Below are 23,784 nucleotides of genomic sequence, written 5' to 3'. Positions count from 1 at the left end.
CGCGGTTTCGTCTTTCACTGACACTCACACAAAGGAACACCATGACTCGAAAGTTCACCTTCGCCGCCGTCGCCGCCCTCGCGGTGAGCGGGCTGGCGCTGTCCGGCTGCGCCGGTTCGGATGACGCGGGCTCCGGCGCCGCCGGCGAGGAGATCGTGGTCGGCGTCGCGCTGCCCACGACGGGCGGATCCGCCGTCCTCGGCGAGCCCATGAAGCACGGCATCGAGATGGCCGTCCAGGCGATCAACGACGCCGGCGGTGTCGACGGGGCCATGATCAAGGTCGTTCACGAGGACACCGGCGCCGACGACGCGACCGCCCTCAACGCCTTCAACCGGATCACCTCCTCCAACCCCGCCGCCGTGATCGGATTCCCGGTCTCGACCCAGGGCTTCGCCGTCATGACGCAGGTCGACCGCACCGGCATCCCGGTCATCGTGGGTGGCACGAACTCGAAGCTCGCCGCCGCGAGCGACTGGGCGTTCTCGATGACGTCGCACGACGGCATCACGTCGACGGCCGCTGTGGAGTTCGCCTCGCAGACGCTCGGCGTGAAGAAGGTCGCGCTGCTGCGTGAGAGCGGCGAACTGGGCACGGGGGCGGCCGAGGTCGTCAAGGACGCCGCCGACGAGTTCGGGTACGAGGTCGTCACCGACCAGATCTTCCAGACCGGCGACGTCGACATGTCGACCCAGGCCAACAACCTGCGCTCGTCGGGCGCCGAGATGCTCTTCGTCTACGGCCAGCAGGCCGACTTCATCGTCGCGGCGAACGCCCTCGCCACGGCGGGCGTGAAGATCCCGACCCTCCTGGCGGGCCTGCAGCCCGGTACGTACGCCGAACTGAACTACGACGGCTTCGAGACCATCTACAACCGCAACCAGTGTGTCCCGTCGGCTGCCACCGACGGTGCGCTGGCCGACTGGGCCGCCGCGTACGAGAGCGAGTTCGGGGCTGCCCCGACCGAGTACGCCGCAATCGCCTATGACGGCATGATGCTCCTGGGCGACGCGCTCGCTGCAGCGGGATCGACCGACCCCGAGGCCGTGCGCGACGCGCTGACCAACCTGCCCGCGAGCGAGGGCATCTGCGGTGCGCACTCCGGCAGCGAGTCCGGCCAGCTGTCCTTCGGTGTGACGATCGGACACTACGAGAACGACACGTACGTGGCTGACGAGACGCTGAGCGTGGACGTCGAGTGACACACGTCCTCATCACCGGGGGTGCGTCGGGGATCGGTCGATCCCTGGCGCACCGCCTGGCGGCGCTCGGACACCGCGTGTCGGTGCTCGATCGCGTCGCCGGGTCGGACTGGTGGCTCGCGCTGTCCGCCGGTTCGCGCGGTGTGTGGATCACGGCGGACGTCACGGACACGGATGCCGTCACCGCGGGCATCGCCGAGGCAGAAGCCGTCGCACCCCTCACGGGGCTCGCGACCTGCGCGGGCATCGTCACGAACGACAGCGTGCTCGATGTCAGCCGCGACGCGTTCACCGAGGCGATCGACATCAACGTCTGGGGTGCCCTGGGCACCGCGCAGGCGTTCGCCCGGGTCCTCTGCGGCGCGGGTCGCCCCGGGGTCATCGTCACGGTCTCTTCGACGGCAGGTCTGGGCTACGTCTCGGGGCTGGGCGTCGCCTATCACGCGTCCAAGGCGGCGCTCGTGGGGGTCACCCGGTCGATGGCCGGAGACCTCGCGCCGCACGGCATCCGCGTCTCGTGCGTGGCTCCCGGACTCGTGCGCACGCCGATGTCCGCCCATGAGCGTGACCTCCTCGGCGAGGACCTGCTGGCAGCTCGCGCCCCCGCGGGTCGGCTTGCCGAACCCGAAGAGATCGCCTCGGCGATCGCGTGGCTGCTCTCGCCCGCCGCATCCCTCGTGACAGGTCACGTGCTGCCGGTGGACGGCGGCCAGACCTCACTCGCCGTGCCGCTCGCGGGCGGCTATCCGGCACCCGTGGTCGACACGCGTGACCTCGCCCACCCCCGATCCGACACCGAGGTGTACGCATGAGCCACGTCATCATCACGGGCGGTGCATCGGGCATCGGCGCCGCGACGGCGCTCCTGCTGGCGTCCCGCGGCGTCCGGGTCTCGGTCCTGGACCGGTCCGGCCCCGAGGCCGCCGACTGGTGGAACGAGCTCGCACCCGCCCAGCGCGGAGGGTGGGAGTCCGCTGACGCAGGGGATGCCGCCGCGCTCTCGGCCGCGATGGATCGCCTCGTCGCAGGCGGTGTCACGGGTCTCGTCGCATCGGCGGGACTGTCACTCAAAGAGCCGTTCCTCGACAGCTCGCCCCAGAGCTGGCGCGACACCGTCTCGGTCAACATCATCGGCACCGCTCTGGCATGCCAGGCGGCGGCTCGGGCGATGGTGCAGGCCGGTCGGGGCGGAAGCATCGTCACGGTGTCCTCGACCGCCGCGTTCGGCTACGTCAACGGCCTGAGCGCGCAGTACCACGCGTCGAAGGGCGCGATCGCCGCCCTGACGCGGTCGCTCGCGAGCGAACTGGGCGTCTACGGCATCCGGGTCAACTCCGTCGTCCCCGGCCTCGTGCGCACTCCGCTCACCGCAATGATGCGCGAGCGCCACGGTGAAGACGCGCTGAGTGCATCGGTGCCGCTGCGCCACATCGCCGAACCGGAGGAGGTGGCCGAGGCCATCGCGTTCCTCCTCTCGCCCGATGCATCCATGATCACCGGTCACAACCTGTCGGCTGACGCCGGTCAGCTCGCCGTCGCAGGACAGCCGCTCGGCGGCTTTCCCGCCCCCCTCACACCCCGCGTTCCCCGGGTGCTCTGACACTCCGCACGCTTTCACGAAAGGTATTACGCGTGACCACTTCCTCCTCGCCCACCATCGTCGTCGCCGGCATGGGCCCGGTCGGCATGACCGCAGCCCTGAGCCTCGCACGCCAGGGTCACCAGGTGACCGTCCTCGAGGCCGGCGATGGCCTCGCCACGGAGTCCCGCGCCTCGACGTTCCACCCGCCGAGCCTGGAGATCCTCGATGATCTCGGCGTCGTCGACGAGCTGCTGGAGATCGGTCTGCGTGCGCCGGGCTTCCAGTACCGCGGCCACAGCCGCGAGCTCATCGCGCACCTGGACATGTCCGCGCTCGCGGGCGACACGCGCTTCCCGTTCCGCGTGCAGTGCGAGCAGAGCAAGCTCACCCGCATCATCCTCCGGCACCTCGAGCAGATGCCCAACGTGACGCTCCGCTTCGGTGCGCGCATCGCCCGTGTCGAGCACGGCACGGATGCCGCGCTGATCTACCTCGAGGGCGACCAGTTCGACCCGTCGTACCGGGCGGACTGGCTGATCGCCGCTGACGGCGCCAACTCGGCCGCCCGTCGTTCGCTCGGGATCGCGTTCGAGGGTGTCACCTACCCCGAGCGCTTCCTCGTCGCTTCGACCACCCACGATTTCCTCGAGGACTTCGACGACCTCGCGTACGTGAGCTACGTCTACGATCCCGAGGACTGGGGCGTCCTGCTGCGCACGCCCGAGCACTGGCGCGTGCTCTTCCCGATCCAGGACGACGAGACCGACGAGCAGGCTCGCGATCCCCAGCGCATCGAAGAGCGTCTGCAGGGCGTGATCGCCCTCGATGAGCCGTACCCCGTGCTGCACAGCACCATCTACCGCGTGCACCAGCGTCTCGCCCGAGTCTTCGCGCAGGGCCGTGTCCTCCTCGCGGGCGACGCTGCGCACATCAACAACCCCCTCGGCGGAATGGGCATGAACAGCGGCATCCACGACGCGCACGCCGCCGTGCAGGCGGTCAGCTACGCGCTGGCCGGAGGCGACGCCGAGCGTGCCGTGCAGACCTACGCGAAGGTCCGCCGCGACGCCGCCGCCGTCGATGTGCAGAAGAACACGCAGCGCAACTACGACGAGATGCGCGAGCAGGACGACACGGCGCGTCAGGGGCGCCGCGCCGAGATGGCCGAGATCGCCGCCGACCCGGTGCGGCTGCGCACCTACCTGCGGGGCACCTCGCTGCTGAACTCGTTCGAGGTCTCCCGCCGTCGCATGCGCCGCGGACTCACCCCGCTCCTGCCGGGCAGCCAGACGCCGGCGGGCGCCCAGCTGTCCGACCTGATCCGCGACACGACGCTCGACGCCGATCGCGTGCGACTGGTGACCGGCCCCGACGCACCCACCTCGCTGGATGACCTCGTCGCGCTGGCCGACTCCACGACGGTGCCGGTGATCGTCGAAGCCGCCGATCGTGCGGGGACCGCCGCCTCAGTCGAGGCTTTCGAGCGCTCGGGGATCGCGGCGGTGTACATCGCCGAGAAGGCGTCCGAGGATGCCGCCACGGTCGCCGCCGCCGTCGCAGATGCCCTGGCCGCCCGACGCGACGTGCTCGTCTTCGCCGCGATCGCCGCTTCTGACGAGGACGAGATCGTGCGCCGCGGACGGGCCTACATCGACGCCGGAGCCGACGTCCTGGTGATGCCGGTGTCCGAGACCGGTGCCCTCGAGCGCATCCACCGCGCGCTCCCCGAGGTGCCGCTGGCCGTCGCACGACGCGCGGATCTGGCCTCGCTCGACGAGCTGTACCTCGTCGGCGTCGGCCTCGTGCTCGCCGGCGTCGAGCCGGCCCTCGTCTGAGCCCGCCCCACCTAGAGATACGCAGAGAATCAGGAGTCAACCCATGACCAGTTTGACGGCACCGCGGGCGCAGTTCGGCCTCATCCTCCCCTCGACGAACACCACCGTCGAGGCGGAGTTCGCCTGGATGCGCGCCGAAGGCGTCTCTTGGCACACGGGACGCATCTACATCCCCGAGCCCGAACTCGCCGACGACGCTTCGTTCGTGACCTTCCTCGAGGGGCTGCGCACCGAGATCGGCCGCGCGGTTCGCGATGTCATCACCGCCAAGGTGGACTACCTCGTCATGGGCATGAGTGCCGAGACGTTCTGGGGCGGGAAGAACGGCGCAGCCGAGTTCGCCGCGCACATGGCGGAGCTCTCTGACGGGCTCGGTGTCACGACCGGCGCCGTGGCCGTCGATGAGGCGCTCAAGGTCTATGGCGCGAAGAAGATCGGTGTGATCACGCCGTACCAGCCGATCGGCGACCAGCAGGTGCGTGAGTTCTTCGAGCAGACCGGTTACGAGGTCTCGGGCGTGCACGGTCTCAAGTGCGATTCGGCCACGTCGATCGCCGATGTGACGCACGACCAGCTGCGCGCCGCCTTCGCCGAGGTAGACGGTGACGACGTCGACGTGCTCGTTCAGGCGGGCACGAACATGGCCTGCGCGAAGTTCGCGGCCGAACTCGAAGCCGAGCTGGGCAAGCCGGTCATCGCGATCAACACCGCGACGGTGTGGCACGCCTACCGGACGAACGGCATCGACGACAAGATCGAAGGGTTCGGCTCGCTGCTCGCTGAGCACTGAGACCGAAGAGAGGAAGCACATGTTCACCCACATCGGGATGCTCACGCTGGTCGATGACGCGACCCCGGCGCACCGTCAGGCCATCTCCGACGGACTCACCGGTCTCGTCGGCCAGATCGACGGACTGGTCGGCGTCCGCGTCGGCACCGACCTCGGGCTGACCGAGGGAAACGCGGACGTGCTGTTCCAGCTCGAGTTCGACTCGGAGGATGCCTGGCGGTCCTACGGTGCGCACCCCGCGCACAAGGCCGTCATCGTGGAGTCCATCGCCCCTGTACTCAAGAGCAAGTCGTTCGTCCAGGTGGCCGGCTTCGCCGAGGCGCGCGTGTGACCAGCGACGTCTCGCGCGAGGACTACGCCGCTGCCGGGCTGCAGGGTGTCCTGCAGCCCGGCAGTCGGCCCGCCCTCGTGGTCATCGACCCCGCCCGGGCCTACATCGACCCCGACTGCCCGCTGTACGCGGGTGTCGAGCAGCCGTGCGAGGTCATGCGCACGCTGCTCCGTGAGGCCAGGGCTGCCGGCATCCCGACCTTCGTGACGCGCGTGGAGCATGATCCCTCCCGGCGTGACGGCGGGGTCTTCGCCCGCAAGGTCCCCGCGACGAAGTGGTTCGCGCCGGACAGCCCGTTCTCGGCGTACATCGAGGGTCTCGAGCCCCAGGACGGCGACATCGAGATCGTCAAGCAGTATCCGAGCGCCTTCGCGGGCACCCACCTCGCGGCGACGCTCGCGTCGCTGGGTGTGGACACGCTCGTCATCACGGGTCTGTCCACGAGCGGGTGCGTGCGCGCGACGGCGACCGACGCCATGCAATCGGGCTTCATCCCGATCGTCGTGCGCGATGCCGTGGGGGACAGGCTGGAAGGACCCCACGAAGCCAACCTTTTCGACATCCAGGCCAAGATCGGCGAGGTCGTCTCCGTCGCAGAAGCGCGCACCATCATGGGGATCGGCGCATGACGCGCGCGGTTCTGATCACCGGCGGTGCCGGCGAGATCGGGCGCGCCCTGGCTCGGGCGTACGCCGATGAGAACACGACGGTGCACCTGGTCGACGTCGCCGACACGGTGGTCGAGGCGGCCGCCGATATCGACGGCGTCGCGTGGCGCATCGACTTGTCGCAGGCCGACGAGGTCGCCCGGCTCGGCGAGATCGAGCGCCTGGATGTCCTCGTGAACGGCGTCGGCTACTGGCCGCCCACCCCCGTGGACGCGCTGACCCCCGGTGAGTTCGCCCGCTACGTCGAAATCAATCTGACCTCGGCGTACAGCGTGACGTGGACCCTGCGCAACGCTCTGCGTGCGGCCTCGGGTGCCGTCGTGAGCCTGTCATCGGCCATCGCGATGAAAGGCCACGCCGACATGGTGCACTACGCGGCCGCGAAGGCCGGGGTGCTGGGCATGACGAAGTCGCTCGCGCTGGCGCTCGGTCCCGATGGCGTGCGGGTCAACGCCGTGGCGCCGGGCCTGGTCTCGACGGAACGCAATCGCGCCGTGTGGACGCAGGAGCAGCAGGCCGCCTTCCGCGCGACGCGTGCCCTGCCCGTCGACGTCGAGATCGATGACGTCGTCGACGCCGTGCGCTTTCTCGCCTCGCCGGCAGCGCGTGTCGTGACGGGCCAGACGCTCGTCGTCGACGGTGGCACCGTCCTGCACTGACGCGCGACGGCATCCGCGCGCCGGCTAGGGCGCGTGCGAGAGCCGGTCCTCGAGGGCGCGGCCGATATCGGCGGCACCCTCGACGATGAGCTCTCGGATCTGCAGGCGCTTCTCACCGTCGGTGCGGAACAGCGGCGCGGCGCATCCGATCGCGCCGTACGTGACGCCGCGCGCGGTGATGGGTGCGGCGACGCCCCAGATGCCCTCATCGATCTCTTCGAAGCTCTCGGCCCACCCGTCGATGGCCACGCGCTCCAGCGCCTCGGGGCGCAGGAGGGGCCGCTCGCGATCCTCGTCGGACAGGTGGTCCAGGTAGCTCGCGCGCTCGTGTGCGGGCATGGACGCCAGAAGCACGCGGGACAACGATCCGATGTGCAGCGTCATCGCCTGCCCGGGCTCGAACTGCAGACGCACCGGCCGACGCGATTCGACGCGATCCACCGTGTAGACCCGCCACCCCGATCGACGCGCGATCAGCACGGTCTCATCAGCCGCATCGCGGATGCGGCTGATGATCGGCCCGGCGACATCGCCGATCGGCGCACGACCCGCCGTCGCGGCGGCGGCGAGCGAGGAGGCCAGGTCGGTGACGCGGTACTTGTTGTCCGGCGCCGCGTCGACGAGTCCGACCTCGCGCAGCAGGCCGATGTAGCGGTAGACCATCGACGCGCCCATGCCGAGTTCTTCAGCGAGCTGGGCGACCGTCCACAGGGGGCGGCTCTCAGAGAAGCTCAGCAGGACGCTGAGGAGGCGCCGACCGCTCTCGGCTCCGGGCACGCGGCCGCCGGTTGGTGTAGCGTCCTGAGCACGAGGCATGGCCGCGAGATTAGCATATGCTGGGATTCTGATTCCCAGATTGTGTGAGGTTGCACATGCTCTACTCCGCCGTATCGCCGTCCGAGAAGCGGCGGGAGCTGCGGCGGCGGCTCACTTCGGGAGAGCTCACCGTTCTGCCGGGCGCCTTCAACGCCGTGTCCGCCCAGCTCATCGCGGGGCGCGGAGCGGCGGGGGTCTACGTCTCCGGCCACATGATCGCGGCCGATCTGGGCCTGCCTGATCTCGGGCTCACGACGATCACCGAGGTGGCCGAGCGAGGCCGCCAGATCGCCCGCATGGTGGACGTCCCCGTCCTGATCGACGCCGACACCGGTTTCGGCGAGCCCCTCAACGCCGCGCGCAGCATCCAGACTCTCGAAGAGGCCGGCATCGCCGGATGCCACATCGAAGACCAGGTCAACCCCAAGCAGTGCGGACACTCTGAGGGCATCGCCGTCGTCGACCCCGACGTCGCGGTGCGTCGCGTGCGTGCGGCAGTGGATGCCCGGCGCGATCCGGACTTCGTCATCATCGCGCGAACCGATTCCCGCGCTGTGCTGGGGCTCGACGCCGCGATCGACCGGGCTCGCGCGTTCGTGGACGCCGGGGCGGATGTCATCTTTCCCGAGGCGCTGCGCACCCCCGACGAATACGCTGCCTTCCGGCGTGCGATCGACGTGCCCCTCATGATCAATCTCAACGAGTTCGGTCGCGGAACTGCGCTGACTCAGTCCGAGGTGCGTGATCTCGGCTACGAACTGGCGATCTATCCCGTGACTCTCCTGCGCCTCGCGATGAATGCCGCCCTCCGCGGCATCGATGCGATCCTCGCTGATGGGTCGCAGCACGGGCTCCTCGCCGAGATGCAGACGAAGGACGAACTATACGACCTGCTCGGGTACGACAGCTATCGAGCGTTCGATGACGCGGTGTTCGCGGGGCGCTGATTCCGCTGCGGCGTTCTCGCACTACCGTAGAACAGGCACCACACCGACGGAGGAGTCATGGCGCGAACGAATGCCGAGGCGATCCCGGGCGCCGGCAGCGCGCGGAAGGTGTTGGACGTCCTCTTCTGCTTCACGGCTTCGCGCCCCGTGTGGTCGGCCCCCGAACTCGCGGCGCGGATCGACGTCTCGGCCGCCACGATGTATCGCTACCTGGCGCTGCTGCGCGACGTGGGAGTCCTCGACGACGACGGCAACGGGTCGTACCGCATGTCGATGCGCGTGCAGGCCTTCACCGCTGCGGCCGAAGCGGCGCGGTCGACCATGGAGACCATCGCCTTGCCGATCATGAATCGGATCCGCGACGAGGTCGATGAGACCGTCTTGCTCTCGCGCCGGGCGGGCACTCACGCCTTTTCGATCGAGCGCGTGGAATCGCGTCACCAGGTGCGGCTGCAGTTCGACATCGGCCAGCCCATGCCGCTGCACCTCGGATCGATGCCGCGTGTGCTGCTGGCAGCGATGCCGGCCGCGGAGCGCGCCGAGTACCTGGACGGAGTCTTCGGCGACGCGCCTCGCCCTGGCGAACTGACCGAGGAAGCGCTGCGCGAGGTCGCGGCCCAGGGCTACGCCCAGAGCTTCGGCGAGATCGACGATGGGATCTGGGGTGTCGCGGCCGCGATCTCCGTCGGCGGCGCGACCGGCGCCGCGCTCGGTGTGGCGGCCCCGATGTACCGGCTCGACGCCCGCCAGCGCGAGCGGATCATCGGCGTCGTGCGGGACGGTGCGCGGGAGATCTCCGAGCTCGTCGCCTTCGGGTCGCACACACGCGGATGACGAACGGGCCGCCGCGCGAGTGCGCGACGGCCCGTTGCTTCGACTGTTCGGGTCAGTCGAAGACGACGACCGAGCGGGTGATCCCGTCTGCAGTCTCGAGGGCGACCAGAGCGTCGTCGGCCTCGTCAAGAGAGATGCGAGCGGTGATCAGCTCATCCAGCAGAAGTCGTCCGTCGCGGTACATCTGCAGATAGCGCGGGATGTCGATGCGGAATCGGTTGGAGCCCATGTTCGAGCCCTGCAGGGTGCGGCCGAACGTCAGGTCGACGCCGGACACCGAGATCTGCTCGCCTTCGGGCAGCAGACCGACGATGGTCGCCGTGCCGCCGACCGCGAGCATGCGGAAGGCCGCCTCTGCAGTCACCCGCCGTCCGACCGCCTCGAAAGCGTGCTCGACGCCCCCCGAGGTCAGGTCGCGAACCTGGTCGACCTCGGTGCCGTCCGCGATCACGACGTCGGTCCCCCCGAACGCCCGAGCGGCTTCGGCCTTGACCGGGGAGCGGTCGACCGCGATGATGCGGCCGGCGCCGGCGATCCGGGCTCCCTGGATGACGTTGAGGCCGACACCACCGCAGCCGACGACGGCGACGGTCTCGCCGGGGCGGACCTTCGCGGTGTTGACGGCGGCCCCGACGCCCGTCGTGACGGCGCAGCCCACGATCGCGGCGACGTCGAGGGGGATGTCGGGGTCGACCTTGACCAGCGCCCGCTCGTGGACGAGCATCATCTCGCTGTAGCCCGAGAGGTTCACGAACTGGGAGACGGGCTGACCGTTGCGCGAGAGGCGGGGTGTGCCGCCTTCGCGGCTCAGCCCGCCCTGTGCACAGAGGTACATGCGCCCGCTCAGGCAGTACCCGCACTCGCCGCAGAAGGCCGTGAGGCAGCCGACGACGGCGTCGCCGGGTCGCAGGTACGTCACCTGCGACCCGACGGCTTCGACGATGCCGGCGCACTCGTGTCCGAGCACGAGGGGGAGCGGGAAGGTGGTCCACGTTCCCTGCCGGAAGTGCAGGTCGCTGTGGCAGACCCCGCAGGCCTTCGTGCGGACGAGGACTTCGTGGTCCCGTGGCTGGTCGAGGACGAGATCGTCGACCAGTTCCTGGGGCTGACCGACCTCGGTCAGAACGAGTGCGCGCATGCGTGACTCCTTCGAATCAGTTGATGCCGGGGAACGTCACGCGGGCGTCGTAGGCGACCCAGTCATCGACGTTGTCGGCGGTCCACTCGGCGAGGTCGGTCACGGTGAAGACCTCGGTCTCGGTCGGACGCTGCGACGAGCCGTCGACGATGGCGATGATGCGATCGGCCAGCTGCAGGCCGATCTCGGTGGGCTCGAGGTCCCACGTCGCGTGGATGGCGCCCTGGCGGATGCCGTCGATGCCCTGGCTCTCGGCGTTGAGGCCCGTCACGATGACATCGCGACCGGATGCCTGCACGGCAAGCCCGGCGCCCAGTGCGGGGCCGTCGCCCATCGTCCACATCGCGGTGAGGTTCGGGAAGCGCGTCAGCAGGTCTTCGGCGATCGGCCGTGCCGTGGCCGCGTCATCCGGGATCGCACGCTCGCGCGCGACGATCTCGAGACCCGGGCACTCCGCCTCGATCGTGTTGAGGAAGGCGTCCCAGCGCTCGGCGAGCACGGGGATGTCGACGGCTTCGATGAGGGCGATCTCGCCGGTGCCGCCGGTCTGCTCGCACATGTAGCGACCCGACAGCTCGCCGAGCTCAGTCGAGGGCAGGTCGACCTGCACGAGGACGTCTTCGTTCCCGGTGCCGCCGATCGAGTAGAGGTCGATGCCCGCGTCGGTGGCACGCTGCAGCGAGCCCTGGATCGCGTTGGGGTCGCCGGCGAGGTTGAGCACGATCGCGTCGACGCCCTGGTCGATGAACTGGTCGACCTGCGACACCTGGGCGTTGATGTCCAGCGCGGCATCGAGGAACTTGACCTCGATGCCGGCGTCGATGAGGCCGGCGGCGAGTGCTTCGTACTGGGCGCGGGCGCCTTCGATCGCGTAGTTCGCGCCCGAGATGCCGACGACGTAGGTGCCGTCGCTGTCGCCGCCCGACGATGCGCTGCCTTCGCCGGCCGGCGTCGACGAGACGCTGCACCCGGCGAGGGCGATACCGGCGACGAGCGTCATCGCCGCCGTGACCGTCCAACGACGGTGAGTGAGACGTGCCATGGATTCTCCTTGTTGGTGGTGGAACTGCTGAGTCACGTGCGATTGCGGATGCGGTCCAGCGCGATGGCGAGGACGAGGATGATGCCCGTGGCGATGCCCTGCCAGTACGACGGCACACCGGCCAGCGTGATGCCGTTCGCGATGACGCCGAGAAAGAGCACGCCGATCGCGGTGCCACCGATGTTGCCCGCGCCGCCCGAGAAGCTCGCGCCGCCGAGCAGCACGGCCGCCGCTGCAGAGAGCTCGAGGCCGAGAGCGCCGCTCACGGGTTGTGACGACGTGAGTCGTCCGGCCAGCATGATCGCGGCGATGCCCGCCGTCAGTGCGGCGATCGCGTACACCGTCAGACGGATGCGACGAACGTTCACGCCCGCGAGCCGGGCTGCCGTGGCGTTTCCACCCACGGCGTAGACCGAACGCCCGAAGCGCGTCCAGCGCATCACGATGAACGCGATGATGCCGACCGCGATGGCGATGAGCACGGGGATGGACAGCCCGTTGATCGTGCCGTCGCCGATGATCTGCACGACCGGGTAGGGCATCGTCGAGACCGGGATGCCGTTGCTCAGCACGAGCGCCGCGCCGCGGAACAGCTCCATCATGGCGAGCGTGACGACGAAGAAGTTGAACCCGCCGTAGGCGATCAGCACACCGTTGAACACCGTCCCGAGCAGCGTGCATCCGATGATCGTGAGGAGGATCGCCAGGATCGGGTCGATGCCTGAGACGAGCATCATGGCGAGCATCACGCCGCCGAGGGCCGTCATCGATCCGAGCGACAGGTCGAGCCCGCCGCTGATGATGACGAAGGTCATGCCCACCGCGATGACGAACAGCACCGAGTTCGTGCGCAGGATGTTCAGGATGTTGCCGTACGTCAGGAAGTTCTCCTGCGTCACGGCGAGGACGAGAACGAGCACGATGAGTGCGGCGCCCACACCGAGATAACGCAGGGCGAGGGACTGCAGCGAACGACGCGGTGCGGCGTTCATGATCGGCAGCGTGTCGGTCATCGGTGGGTCCCTTCTGCGGTGGCGACTTCGTGCGCCCCGGCTGCCTGATAGGCGATGAGTTCTTCCGTCGCCTCGTCCGCGGAGAACTCCGCGACGATGCGCCCGTGGAACATGACGTAGATCCGGTCGCAGACACCGAGAAGCTCGGGCAGCTCGGACGAGACGACCAGCAGGCCCATGCCCTGCGAGACGAGCTCCGCGATCTCGGCGTAGATGTCCTCCTTGGCGCCCACATCAACGCCCCGCGTGGGCTCGTCGAGCAGGAGCACGCGCGGCTTCGTCGCGAGTTCGCGGGCGATGACGACCTTCTGCTGGTTTCCGCCGGACAGCTGGGAGACGATCTGCTCGGGGCTGCTCGCCTTGATGCGCAGGCCCCGGGAGCCCTGTTCGTAGGCTTCGCGGTCGAAGCCCTTGGTGATGAACGAGAGCGGTCCGCGCTCGTTCATGAGCGCGAGGGCGGCGTTGCGCAGGATCGACCAGCCCATCACCAGGCCCTCGGCCTTTCGGTCCTCGGGCACGTAGCCGATGCCGAGTCGGTGGGCGTCGCGGGGGCTGCGGATCTGCACCGGCGCGCCATCGAGCTTGATGACGCCGCGCTTGGCCTTTCGGGTTCCCATGATCGTGCGCAGGATGGCGCTGCGGCCGCTGCCGACCAGACCCGCGATGCCGACGACTTCGCCTGAGCGCACCGTGAGGTCGATGTCGTGCAGGTGTCCGCGCGAGAGCCCCTGAATCTCCAGGACCGGTGAGCCCGGATCGACCTCGGCCTTGTGCCAGTAGTCGGCCAGATCGCGACCGACCATCATGGCGACGAGCGCGCGTTCGTTCGTGTCGGCGATGAGGGTCGCTCCGACATAGCGGCCGTCGCGCAGGACGGTCGCCCGGTCGGCGATCTCCATCACCTCTTTCATGCGGTGCGAGATGAGGGCGATCGCGACGCCTTCGTCTCGAAGACGCTCGAGCACCGCCACCAGGCGGATGACGTCGGCCTCATCCAGCGAGCTGGTGGCCTCGTCCAGAAGAAGCACGCGGGGGGTGACGACGAGGGCCTTGGCGACTTCGACGAGCTGGCGACGCCCCGTCGAGAGCGAGCTCACGGGCGCCTTCGAGTCGATGTCGAAGCCGAGGCCGTCGAGCAGGGCCTGAGCCTGACGATGCACTGCCCGCCAGCTCACCCCGCCCTTGCCGGGCAGGCGCCCGAGCATGATGTTCTCACCGACGGTGAGCGCCGGTGCGAGCTGGGGCTCCTGCTGGACCAGCGCGATGCCCAGGTCCTTGGCCTTCTTGGGGGTCAGGCTCGCGCGTGCCTCGCCGAAGACGACGAGTTCACCGGCCGTGGGCTCCTGCGAGCCGGCGATGAGGGAGAGGAACGTCGACTTGCCCGAGCCGTTCTCACCCATGACCGCGTGGATCTCTCCCGGATAGAGCTCGAGCGCCGCGTCTTTCAGGGCGACGACTCCCGGGTAAATCTTCGTGACGCCTGTGGCGCGGATGACGGGCTCGCTCATGAGCGCTGGATGCCGCCGTCGATGCTGATGATCTGACCCGTCATGAAGTCGGATCCTGCACTCGCGAGGAACACCGTCAGCGGCCCGATCTCGTCGGACTGGCCGACGCGACCGAGAGGCGTCGTGGACTCGATCGCGGTCATGACTTCGGGCAGCGAGAGCAGGTGCGAGTTGATGTCGGTCGCGAAGGCACCGGGCGCGATCGAGTTGACGGTGAGAGTCGGTGCCCATTCCCAGGCGAGGGTCTTCGTCATGGCGATGACGGCACCCTTGCTCGCCGAGTAGGCGACCCATCCTTCGCTGCCGCGGATGCCGATGTCGGAGGCGACCGTGACGAGCTTGCCGTGGCCCTGGTCGAGCATGCGCGACCCGAACGCCCGCAGCGTCGAGAAGGTGCCGTTGACGTTCGTCTTCAGGATCCGGTCGAAATCGTCGGTCGAGGTCTCTCGTGCGGGCTTGGTGAGTGAGATGCCGGCGTTGGCGAAGACGACGTCGACGCCGCCGGTCGCGTCCCAGATCTCTGCCGCGGTGCTCTCGACCGCCGCGGCGTCCGTGACGTCCAACGCGTAGGGGAGCGCGGTGCCCACGCCGTCGGCGGCGATCAGTTGCACCGTCTCATCCAGAGCGGCGAGGTCGCGGCCGGTGACGACGACGGCCGCACCGGCGAGGGCGGCTGCCCGCGCCATCGCTCGACCGAGTCCTCGGCTCGCACCGGTGACGACGACCGTCTTGCCCTCGAGCGGGCGGGTGGCAGGGTGCACGGATGCTTCGGACATCGTTGTTCGCTCCTCTTGATCCGCGGCCCCGGATCCGACTACATTCGCATCATATGCGACTGGGCTCGCAGTACTTGAGAATAGGGATGCTCAGGGGCCGGGGTCAAGAACCCGGAAATGTCGATATACAAACGAAAGCGAGCGGCCGCCATGACGATCGATCGGCAGCGATTCTTCATCAACGGTGAGTGGGTCGCCCCGGCGGACCCCTCACGCAGCATCCCGATCTACAGCTCGGTCACGGAAGAGGTGCTCGAGACCGTCCCCGCGGGCAACGCCGACGACGTCGACCGCGCCGTGCGCGCCGCGCATGCCGCGTTCCCCGCCTGGTCGGCGCTTCCGGTCGCCGAGCGCGCCGCCTATCTGCGCAAGCTCGCCGCGGGCCTGCGCGCCCGTGTCGACGACATCGCCCCCCTCATCAGCCTCGAGGTGGGCATGCCCATCGCGGGAGCACGCGGGTACCAGACGCTGCGTGCGGCCGACTTCTTCGAGATTTTCGCCGACCTCGGCGAATCGATGGTCTTCGAGGAGCGCCTCGGTGACTCCCTCATCATCAAGGAGCCCGTCGGAGTCGTCGCCGCGATCAGCCCGTCGAACTTCCCCCTGCTGCTGACCCTGGTCAAGCTCGGCCCCGCCCTCGTAACCGGCTGCACCGTGGTGGTGAAGCCGCCCGAGACGGCGCCCGGCGCCCTGTTCCACCTCGCCGAGGTGGCCGAAGAGATCGGGATGCCGCCGGGGGTCATCAACCTCATCACCGGGTACGGACCCGAGTCGGGCGAGCCTCTGGCGACGCACCCGCTCGTGGACATGATCAGCTTCACGGGCTCCACGGGCGTCGGCCGTCGTCTTCTCGAACTCGGTTCGCAGACGATCAAGCGCGCCCACCTCGAGCTGGGAGGAAAATCGGCCGCCATCGTGCTGGACGACGCCGACCTGCCGGTCGCGCTGCAGCGCGCCACCGACCAGGCCTTCACGAACGCGGGTCAGGTTTGCTTCGCGTGGTCCCGCCTGCTGGTTCCCCGTTCACGTCTCGCTGAGAGCGAGGAGATCCTGCGCGAGATCGTCGGCGCACATCGTGTCGGTGACCCGCTCGACCCCGAGACGACACTCGGTCCGATCGTCACGAGCGCTGCACGCGATCGCGTCCGCAGCTACATCGACGGTGCCATCACCGAGGGAGCGCGCGTCGTGACGGGCGGCCGCGCTCTGCCGCGCGGAATCGACCGCGGATACTTCGTCCAGCCGACGATCCTCTCCGACGTCCACAACAGCATGCGGATCGCCCAGGAGGAAGTGTTCGGCCCTGTGGTCGCCCTCATCGCCCACGACGGCGATGACGATGCCGTGCGCATCGCCAACGACTCGATCTTCGGCCTGCACGGCGCCGTGTTCTCACCCGACGAAGACCGCGCGCTCTCGGTCGCCCGGCGGATGCGCACGGGACAGGTCGACCTGAACGGCTTCAAACTCGGCGGCGAAGCGCCCTTCGGCGGGTTCAAGCAGTCCGGACTCGGCCGCGAACTCGGAGCCCACGGCATCCAGGAGTATCTCGAGGTCAAGTCGATCCAGCTCTAGCATCGCGTCGGGCCGTGCGAATCGATGCGGCCCGACGGATGCCGCCGGCTACGCCCGCACGTCGCGGCGGGGGAGCACCCACCCGGCGCGCGGGAAGTGGCAGGTGTACCCGTTCGGGTAGGTGATCAGGTAGTCCTGGTGTTCGGGCTCGGCCTCCCAGAAGGGGCCGGCCGGCTCGATCGTCGTCACGACGGGTCCGGGCCACAGGCCCGAGGCGTCGACGTCGGCAATCGTGTCGCGCGCCACCTGCTCCTGCTCGGGCGTCAGCGGGAAGATCGCCGACCGGTAGCTCGTGCCGATGTCGTTGCCCTGGCGATTGAGCGTCGACGGGTCGTGGATCTGGAAGAAGAACGCCAGGATGTCGCGGTACGACGTCTGCGCCGGGTCGAACACGACCTCGATCGCCTCGGCGTGCCCGGGGTGGTTGCGGTAGGTCGCGTGGGCGTTCTCGCCGCCCGTGTACCCGACACGCGTCGAGAGCACACCGGGCTGGCGGCGGATGAGGTCTTCCATGCCCCAGAAGCAGCCGCCCGCGAGGACGGCGGTCTCGGTGCCGGGGGTCTGGGTGATCGTGCCGGTGTCCATGGCTTCTCCTGAGCGGTGCGCGGGGGTCCTCCAGAAGTATCTCAGCCCACGGGGGGGAGGAGGGCCGGGCAGACATCAGGCAGGCTGGAACGATGGCCCTCTTCACCGACAAGCGTTCTGTTCTGCGCGCGGCGGCGGGTCTCACAGCCGCCCTGCTCGCCCTCGCCCTCCCCGCGTGCGCCGCCACGCCCGACGCACCGGCTGAGACGATTGAGATCCCTGGCACCGCCGTCGGCCGCCAGGCGCAGTGGGTGCTCGATGAGATCAACGCCGACGCCCTGAGCGATGCGGCCGAGATCGAAGAGCGGTTCGCCCCGGTCATGCTCGAGCAGGTCTCGGTCGAGGATCTGCGGTCCATCCTCGGCCAGATGCAGGACGCCAAGCCGTGGCGCGTCGAGACGTACGACGGCAGCGACGAGCAGGCGCGGGTGCGCATCGCCTCGTCGGCCGCCGACTACGACATGACCGTCTCGGTCGGCATCGACGGCCGCATGAACGGACTCTTCTTCGGCATGCCGCAGCCCGACCGCGCCCCCGCCGCGAACTGGGACGAACTGCGCACCGAGATCGAGGCCCTGCCGTACGACGCCTCGGTGCAGGTGTGGACGGTCGGCGCCGAAGCGCCCGACGAGCTGATCGGCGACGCGTCGGTCGCCCCGATCGGATCGATCTTCAAGCTGTACGTGCTCGGTGCGATCGTCGACGCCGTCGACCGGGGCCACCTCACCTGGGAGGACCCGCTCACGATCGACGGTGCCGTGCGAAGCCTCCCCAGCGGCGAACTGCAGGACCTGCCCGACGGGTCGACCGTGACCGTGCTCGAAGCAGCCCAGAAGATGATCGCGATCAGCGACAACACGGCGACCGACGCGCTCATGCGCGCGGCCGGGCGGGGCGCCGTCGAGACCGCGCTCGCCGACATGGGGCACCACGACCCCGCCCTCAACACGCCCTTCACGGCGACCCGCGAGCTCTTCTGGCTCGGCTGGGGAGACCCGTCGCTGCGCGATCGGTGGGCCGGTGCCACCGCCTCGGCCGAGCGCGAATCGATCCTCGCCGACGTGCCCGCGGGTGTGCCCGACATCGCAGACGGCGACTGGACGGTCCCCGTCTGGCAGCAGGGTCTGGACTGGTTCGCGACGCCCGAAGACATCGTGCGAGCGCACATCGCTCTCCAGGAGCGGGCAGCGACGGAATCCGGTGCGCCGGTGCGTGACATCCTGTCGGCCAATCCGGGGCTCGAACTCGGTGAGGAGTGGTCCTACGTGGGCTATAAGGGCGGCAGTTCGGTCGGCGTGCTCGCCGGGTCGTGGTACCTCGAGCGCGACGGCGCCGAACCCGTCGTCCTGACGGCTTTCGCCCGCTCTGACGACCCCGCCGTCGTCGCCGACCCGACGGCGTTCTTCGCGATCGCCGCGGATGCCGCCGCGCTGCTCATCGCTGACTGAGTGCCGACGGCGCAGAAGAGCGGTGCCCCGAGCTGTCCAGGCGACAATGGACGCATGCCCGAATCATCGAACCCGATCGCCGACCACGAGTACGTCCTGCTCACGACCTACCGCAAGACCGGCGTGCCCGTGGGTACTCCGGTGTGGATCGCGCCCGATGGTGAGGAGATGCTCGTCACGACCGGAGCCGCATCGGGCAAAGTCAAACGCCTGCGGCACACTCCGCGCGTCACACTGACCCCGTGCGACGCGCGCGGCAATCCCACGGAGGGCGCCGACTCGGTTGAAGCGACCGCCGTCGTGCGGGATGACCCCGCGACGCTGGCTCGTCTGGACCGCGCGCTCGCGGCCAAGTACGGCGTGAAGTACAAGATGCTCCGTGCGGCGCAGAAGCTCCGTCGCAGCCAGAGCGCGTCGGTCGCGCTCGTCATTCCCTCGCGGGAGAGCTGACTCAGTACCAGCCGACCGTCTGCGAGTGGCCCCACGCGTTGCACGGCGAACCGTACCGTCCCGCGATGTAACCCAGGCCCCAGGCGACCTGCGTGCTGGCGTTGGTCTGCCAGTCAGCGCCGGCGCTGGCCATCTTGCCGCCGGGGAGCGCCTGCGGAATGCCGGTCGCGCCGCTCGAGGCGTTGTAGGCCCGGTAGTTCCAGCCCGACTCCTTGTTCCACAGCGAGACGAGGCATCCGAACTGGTCGTCGCCCCACCCGTGGTTGCCGAGCATTGCACGGGCGGATGCCTGCGCGCCGGCCGGGCTGTTGTCTCCGACGGCGCCGCCGGTCGCAAAGACGGGGGCCGGTGCTGCGGGCCGGGCGGGCGCCGCAACGGCAGCGGCTGCCGCAGCGGCGGCTTCGGCTTCGGCTTCGGCCTTGAGGCGCGCCTGCTCGGCGGCCTCCTGCTCAGCCTTCAGCGCGACGGCGGCGTCAAGGCTGCCACGAAGGGCCGCGACCTCTGCCTTGACGGGGTCGATGAGCGTCGTCACTTCGTCCGCGACGGTCGACAGGAACAGCACGGCGTTCGCTTCGGCGCCGGCGTCGAGCCGCTCGGTGGCCTCGACCAGTTCGGCCGTGTCGACGACGGTGTCGGCGGCGTCGATCTCGAGGCCGGACGCGGTGATGTCGGCGGTCACCGTCTCTGCGGCGGCGATCGTGGCCTCTGCTGCGGCCAGAACATCGGTCGCTTCGCTCAGCACGTCGTCGTGGAGGTCTGCGGTCGTCGTCGCGTCGTCAAGCGGGGCGACCGACGACGCGAGCACGAAACTGCCGAAGGGCTGCGACGCCTCAACCTGAGGCGCGGGGCTCGCTGCGGTCATGCTCAGCGTGGCGACGAGGCCCACGGCGAGGGTCGCGGCGACCATCGTGGGGCGGCGGCGCGCTCGCTGGTCGGCGAGTCGACGCAGGCGGCGGGCAGGAGAAAAAGACGTGTTCGAGCGCATGAATTCTGGTTCCGTATCGGGTATTCGCGCCATCGGGTAGACGCGTCGCGCCCGTCTCCGCGAGCACAAGTCAGCGATTCTGCTCCCCGAATCTGGACGGTACGGGTGTGTTACCTGGGCGTCCCGTGTGCGCTGCTGCGGCCGAGGAAGCGGCGCGCGTGCTCTCCGTCACTGCCCGGTGGCGTCGGCGATAGCCTGGAACGATGCCGCCGGATGCCGACTCGCAGAGCGCTCGAGCGCAACTCGCGGCGCTCGCCGACGCGGTCGCCTCCGGCCGAGGGGGACGAGGTTTCGAGGCGTTCGCCGACGAGCCCACGCCGCCCGGCGCGCGCCCCGCAGCGGTGCTCATCCTGTTCGGACCGCTGGATGATCTGCCGAGCGGCCACGACGCACAGTCGACGGCGGTCACTCGTGACCTCGACGTTCTGCTGCTCGCCCGGGCGACGACGTTGCGTGCGCATCCCGGTCAGGTCGCGTTCCCCGGCGGACGCATCGATCCGCACGACGACGGCCCCGTGGGGGCGGCGTTGCGTGAATCTCAAGAGGAGACGGGCCTCGACCCCGCGGGCGTCGACGTGCTCGGTGCCCTGGAGACCACCCCGCTGGCGTTCTCGGGGCACCTCGTCACCCCCGTGCTGGGGTGGTGGCGGCATCCGTCTTCCGTTCACGCCGTGGACGCGCGGGAATCGTCGGACGTCTTCCGAGCTCCTGTCGCCGACCTGCTCGATCCCGCCAACCGCGGCTCGACGGTCGTGCGACGCGGGGGACAGCAGTTCCGCAGTCCCGGTTTTCTCGTGCCGCGCGCGGATGGCGCCGGCGACCACCTGGTGTGGGGATTCACCGGGACGCTGCTGGACGGCCTGTTCAACCGGCTCGGGTGGACCGAGACCTGGGACGCCGAGCGCGAACTGCCGCTGCCCGACATCGGCGACGACAGCGGTCGCTGACATCAGGCACGCGCGCCCACGATGAAAACACGGAAGCCCGTGACCGAATCGGTCACGGGCTTCCGCTTTCAGAGGGTCAGCCGCAGTTGGTTGCGGCGTAGCTGACGCTCGTCGACAGGTCGTTACGGTCACCGGCGGTGCCGGTGATTCCGATGTCGCCTGCGCCCAGCGTCGCGGTGCGGGTGTTGATCGAGACCGAAACGGTCTTGCCCGGCTGGACCGCCGTGAACGACTTGCCACCGTGGTCACTGGTGACCGTGATGTCCGCCGGAACGGAGTCGTTGTTCTTGACGGTGACCGAGGTGTACACCTTGCCGGCGAGGCAACGCGTGGTGACCTCGGCGTCGAGCTTGACCAGGCTCTTGTCGTAAGCGACGCGCATCAGCTCCATGAGACCGTTCGCGTACTCCTGCGACTCGGGGTGAGCTGCAGCAGCGGTCGGGTTCTCGCTCGAGAACGGAGGCTGGAACGAACGGCCGACCTCGAAGTTCCAGGCGTAGATGCCGTGCTTGTACCACAGCATGTCACCCGAGTTGCCGGCGGCCGAGTAGAGCACGTCGATGATCGGACCGGTGCGGGCCGGCGTGACCGACAGGCCGCGGTGGCGCTTGATCTCACCGAGGATGCGCTCGGAGGCTTCCCAGAAGTAGGCCTCGTCTTCGGCGCTCGGGCGCGGGGCGGGCTCGCGGCCGGGCACCTTGTACGCACCCGGCGACCACATGAAGTAGTCACCCGAGCTGTGCAGGTTCATCGAGAACTTGATGTTCGTGTGGTTCGTCGCCAGCCAGCTGATGTTGGCGGACTCCGGCTCGCTCAGCTCGGCAGGACCGGCGTAGGAGCCGCTCGTGCACGAGGTCGAGGCGCCGCTGTAACCGTCGAACAGGCTGTAGGTGTCGTAGTTGCGGTTGTTGTCGACACCCCACGAGTTGCGGGAGTTGAAGTCCGCGGTGCCCGAGATCTCGCAGTGGTTGGTCATGTTCTTGCGCTGCGACGCGAAGTCGTAGAACGAGTAGTGACCACCGTCGGGGTTGACGGACGGCAGGATCCAGATGTCGAGGTTCTCGACGAGCTTGCGAACCTCGGGGTTGGACTCGTAGTTGCGCAGCAGACGCTCGGCCGTCTCGATCGAGACGAGCGGCGGAACCCACTCACGAGCGTGCTCCTGGGCGTACGCCATGACACCCATCTTCGAGCCGTCACGCGTGGTTCCGATGCGGATGCCGTAGACCGTCTGCGGCTCGCGCGAGACGGATGCCGGCGCCGACAGGCCATCGGTGAGCGTCGCGGTCGCGGCGGCAACCGTACCCGTTCCCGCGTTGCCACGGTAGGTGTACGCGTTCACGAGCGCGGATGCAGCCTCGGAGCCGTTGATCGCGGCGACGACCTGTGCGGCCGTGCTCGTGATCGCGCCCTCGGCGTTGGTCGCAGGCGTCACCGTGATGGTGGTGCCGTCGACGGCCACGCTCAGGGGCGTGTCGGTGCCACTGGCAGCGGCGATCGAGACGACGATGCCGTTGCCACCCTCGTGGCCCCAGGCCTTCGAGTCCACGCCGACGATGCTGGCGTTGCCCGTGCCCACGATGCCCTGGGCCAGACGACGGTAACCGTTCGTCTTGTTCGGCATCTCGACGATCTCAGAGATCTCGGGGAACTCAGCCGCGAGGCTGTGGATGCGGGCGTAGAGCTCGGTCGGGGTCATGTAGGACGTGATGAAGTCCTTCTGGATGGGGCCGAACGGGTCGTCCTCATCGATGGCCAGCCAGTCGTTCACCTTCGCGGTGACGACCTCACCGGTCGGGCTCGTGATGCTGACCATGTCGGGACGGGTCTCGACGACGGCAGCGCCGCGGTGCTTGATGTAGACGCTGGCGTCCACGAAGCGCGTGATGTTCTGCTGTCCGCCCGAGCCGATCTCGGTGCCGGGGCCGCTGTCGCGACTCACGACCATCGGCGCAGTGTTGGTCTGGCCGTCGGCGAAGCGCGCCTCGACCGAGAGGTAGCCGACACCGAACGACGTGTAGTAGTCGACGCGGAGGATCTCGATGGACGACACGTCGTCCGCCTGGGCCGCCCGGCTGAACGCACGGTTCTCGGCGAGCGTCTGCGTACGGAACGCCTGACGTTCCGCGAGTGCGTCCTGCGAGTCCTGCTCGGTGTAGAGCACCGAGCCGATCGTGAAGCCACGGGCTTCGAGCGCCGCGACCTGACTCTCGGAAACGATGGCCTCGACGGTGAGGGAACCGTTGCTGTTCTCCTCGACGCCGTGGTCGAGGTCGACTCCGGTGGCGATCAGGCGGTCGAGTTCGTCGCGGTCGGCGACGGTGACCTCGACGACGTTGACGGCGTCATCGGCTTCGAGGTGCATATCGAGTGCGTCCTCGGACCCGACGGCACCGATGGGGGTCAAAGTGGTAAACAGCAGGCCGGCGAGTGCGGCGCTTACCGCCACACCTCCGACTGCTTTTCTTTTTCTGACAGCGGACAACATCAAGCATCCCCTCCTTGGGCGCGTGAACAGCATCGTGCAGCGAAGTGGGGCGGTGCGAATCGGACGTGCATCACCCCGAGGGCGACTCCCAAGCTCATCCGCGAGCGGGGGTCATCGCGTTGTCCAATGTCTATCGGTTGGATGCACCCGGGTCAAGCTATTTCT

At 68.9% G+C, this 23,784-nt stretch carries 23 protein-coding genes; 14 read left to right on the top strand and 9 right to left on the bottom strand.

All coding sequences use genetic code 11. The annotated features are described in order from the left end of the window. The first annotated feature begins 41 nt into the window (after positions 1-41). Genes AC25Y0_RS00825 through AC25Y0_RS00790 form a run of 8 tightly spaced genes read left to right on the top strand, consistent with a single transcriptional unit; the run spans position 42 to position 7,067 of the window. Positions 42-1,202 carry an ABC transporter substrate-binding protein gene (locus AC25Y0_RS00825; RefSeq protein WP_488122465.1) on the top strand — a complete coding sequence of 387 codons (1,161 nt, stop codon included), beginning with the start codon at positions 42-44 and terminating at the stop codon, positions 1,200-1,202. Beyond that, positions 1,199-2,014 (top strand): SDR family NAD(P)-dependent oxidoreductase, encoded by an 816-nt coding sequence (locus tag AC25Y0_RS00820; RefSeq protein WP_488122464.1) that lies wholly within the window; start codon positions 1,199-1,201, stop codon positions 2,012-2,014. The genes AC25Y0_RS00825 and AC25Y0_RS00820 overlap by 4 nt, the downstream gene beginning before the upstream one ends. Then, a complete protein-coding gene (locus AC25Y0_RS00815) occupies positions 2,011-2,802 on the top strand; it encodes an SDR family NAD(P)-dependent oxidoreductase (RefSeq protein WP_488122463.1) in 792 nt (263 codons plus the stop codon). The genes AC25Y0_RS00820 and AC25Y0_RS00815 overlap by 4 nt, the downstream gene beginning before the upstream one ends. A gap of 32 nt (positions 2,803-2,834) precedes the next feature. Continuing rightward, positions 2,835-4,619: an FAD-dependent oxidoreductase gene (locus AC25Y0_RS00810; protein ID WP_488122462.1), complete on the top strand. Its 1,785-nt coding sequence runs from the start codon at positions 2,835-2,837 to the stop codon at positions 4,617-4,619. A gap of 43 nt (positions 4,620-4,662) precedes the next feature. Continuing rightward, positions 4,663-5,409, top strand: coding sequence for a maleate cis-trans isomerase family protein (locus tag AC25Y0_RS00805; protein WP_488122461.1), 747 nt, complete (start codon positions 4,663-4,665; stop codon positions 5,407-5,409). 19 nt (positions 5,410-5,428) lie between these two features. Then, positions 5,429-5,740: a Dabb family protein gene (locus AC25Y0_RS00800; RefSeq protein WP_488122460.1), complete on the top strand. Its 312-nt coding sequence runs from the start codon at positions 5,429-5,431 to the stop codon at positions 5,738-5,740. Then, the gene (locus AC25Y0_RS00795; RefSeq protein WP_488122459.1) at positions 5,737-6,369 is read left to right on the top strand and encodes an isochorismatase family protein; all 633 of its coding nucleotides are present in this window, start codon (positions 5,737-5,739) and stop codon (positions 6,367-6,369) included. The genes AC25Y0_RS00800 and AC25Y0_RS00795 overlap by 4 nt, the downstream gene beginning before the upstream one ends. Next, a complete protein-coding gene (locus tag AC25Y0_RS00790) occupies positions 6,366-7,067 on the top strand; it encodes an SDR family NAD(P)-dependent oxidoreductase (protein ID WP_488122458.1) in 702 nt (233 codons plus the stop codon). The genes AC25Y0_RS00795 and AC25Y0_RS00790 overlap by 4 nt, the downstream gene beginning before the upstream one ends. Positions 7,068-7,091: 24 nt before the next feature. Here the strand turns inward: AC25Y0_RS00790 and AC25Y0_RS00785 are convergent, their stop codons facing one another. After that, positions 7,092-7,883 (bottom strand): IclR family transcriptional regulator, encoded by a 792-nt coding sequence (locus AC25Y0_RS00785; RefSeq protein WP_488122457.1) that lies wholly within the window; start codon positions 7,881-7,883, stop codon positions 7,092-7,094. Between the two features lie 56 nt (positions 7,884-7,939). Between AC25Y0_RS00785 and prpB the strand changes: the two genes are divergently transcribed. Together prpB and AC25Y0_RS00775 are read left to right on the top strand one after the other, a co-directional pair. Next, positions 7,940-8,830 carry a methylisocitrate lyase gene (prpB, locus tag AC25Y0_RS00780; RefSeq protein ID WP_488122456.1) on the top strand — a complete coding sequence of 297 codons (891 nt, stop codon included), beginning with the start codon at positions 7,940-7,942 and terminating at the stop codon, positions 8,828-8,830. Positions 8,831-8,887: 57 nt separating this feature from the next. Next, positions 8,888-9,664 (top strand): IclR family transcriptional regulator, encoded by a 777-nt coding sequence (locus tag AC25Y0_RS00775; RefSeq protein ID WP_488122455.1) that lies wholly within the window; start codon positions 8,888-8,890, stop codon positions 9,662-9,664. 52 nt (positions 9,665-9,716) lie between these two features. Here the strand turns inward: AC25Y0_RS00775 and AC25Y0_RS00770 are convergent, their stop codons facing one another. The 5 genes from AC25Y0_RS00770 to AC25Y0_RS00750 are packed head-to-tail and all read right to left on the bottom strand — an operon-like array spanning position 9,717 to position 15,141. After that, a complete protein-coding gene (locus AC25Y0_RS00770; protein WP_488122454.1) occupies positions 9,717-10,802 on the bottom strand; it encodes a Zn-dependent alcohol dehydrogenase in 1,086 nt (361 codons plus the stop codon). 16 nt (positions 10,803-10,818) lie between these two features. Beyond that, positions 10,819-11,844, bottom strand: coding sequence for a sugar ABC transporter substrate-binding protein (locus tag AC25Y0_RS00765; RefSeq protein ID WP_488122453.1), 1,026 nt, complete (start codon positions 11,842-11,844; stop codon positions 10,819-10,821). A gap of 32 nt (positions 11,845-11,876) precedes the next feature. Then, a complete protein-coding gene (locus AC25Y0_RS00760; RefSeq protein WP_488122452.1) occupies positions 11,877-12,857 on the bottom strand; it encodes an ABC transporter permease in 981 nt (326 codons plus the stop codon). Then, entirely contained in the window at positions 12,854-14,365 is a 1,512-nt protein-coding gene (locus AC25Y0_RS00755; RefSeq protein WP_488122451.1) for a sugar ABC transporter ATP-binding protein, read from the bottom strand. Before AC25Y0_RS00755 ends, AC25Y0_RS00760 begins: the two co-directional genes overlap by 4 nt. Next, positions 14,362-15,141 (bottom strand): SDR family NAD(P)-dependent oxidoreductase, encoded by a 780-nt coding sequence (locus tag AC25Y0_RS00750; protein WP_488122450.1) that lies wholly within the window; start codon positions 15,139-15,141, stop codon positions 14,362-14,364. Before AC25Y0_RS00750 ends, AC25Y0_RS00755 begins: the two co-directional genes overlap by 4 nt. Before the next feature lie 150 nt (positions 15,142-15,291). On the opposite strand from AC25Y0_RS00750, the gene AC25Y0_RS00745 reads away from it, so the two are divergent. Further along, the gene (locus AC25Y0_RS00745; protein WP_488122449.1) at positions 15,292-16,716 is read left to right on the top strand and encodes an aldehyde dehydrogenase family protein; all 1,425 of its coding nucleotides are present in this window, start codon (positions 15,292-15,294) and stop codon (positions 16,714-16,716) included. 48 nt (positions 16,717-16,764) lie between these two features. On the opposite strand, the gene msrA is transcribed toward AC25Y0_RS00745, so the two are convergent. After that, positions 16,765-17,301, bottom strand: a complete 537-nt coding sequence (gene msrA / locus AC25Y0_RS00740) for a peptide-methionine (S)-S-oxide reductase MsrA (protein ID WP_488122448.1) — start codon at positions 17,299-17,301, stop codon at positions 16,765-16,767. Between the two features lie 92 nt (positions 17,302-17,393). Here msrA and AC25Y0_RS00735 point away from each other — a divergent pair, with 92 nt between their 5' ends. Next, on the top strand, positions 17,394-18,749 hold the full coding sequence (locus tag AC25Y0_RS00735; protein WP_488134050.1) for a serine hydrolase: 1,356 nt from the start codon (positions 17,394-17,396) through the stop codon (positions 18,747-18,749). Positions 18,750-18,803: 54 nt separating this feature from the next. Then, positions 18,804-19,199 (top strand): PPOX class F420-dependent oxidoreductase, encoded by a 396-nt coding sequence (locus tag AC25Y0_RS00730; RefSeq protein ID WP_488134049.1) that lies wholly within the window; start codon positions 18,804-18,806, stop codon positions 19,197-19,199. A gap of 1 nt (position 19,200) precedes the next feature. Here the strand turns inward: AC25Y0_RS00730 and AC25Y0_RS00725 are convergent, their stop codons facing one another. Next, on the bottom strand, positions 19,201-20,184 hold the full coding sequence (locus AC25Y0_RS00725; RefSeq protein ID WP_488122445.1) for an aggregation-promoting factor C-terminal-like domain-containing protein: 984 nt from the start codon (positions 20,182-20,184) through the stop codon (positions 19,201-19,203). A gap of 203 nt (positions 20,185-20,387) precedes the next feature. Between AC25Y0_RS00725 and AC25Y0_RS00720 the strand changes: the two genes are divergently transcribed. Beyond that, positions 20,388-21,131 carry an NUDIX hydrolase gene (locus AC25Y0_RS00720; protein ID WP_488134048.1) on the top strand — a complete coding sequence of 248 codons (744 nt, stop codon included), beginning with the start codon at positions 20,388-20,390 and terminating at the stop codon, positions 21,129-21,131. Between the two features lie 76 nt (positions 21,132-21,207). On the opposite strand, the gene AC25Y0_RS00715 is transcribed toward AC25Y0_RS00720, so the two are convergent. Further along, positions 21,208-23,496 (bottom strand): M14 family zinc carboxypeptidase, encoded by a 2,289-nt coding sequence (locus AC25Y0_RS00715; RefSeq protein WP_488122443.1) that lies wholly within the window; start codon positions 23,494-23,496, stop codon positions 21,208-21,210. Positions 23,497-23,784 lie beyond the last annotated feature (288 nt).

It is taken from the genome of Microbacterium sp. Y547, assembly GCF_057669785.1.
Note: the sequence above shows the minus strand (reverse complement) of the source record. Positions and strands in the feature narration are given on the sequence as shown.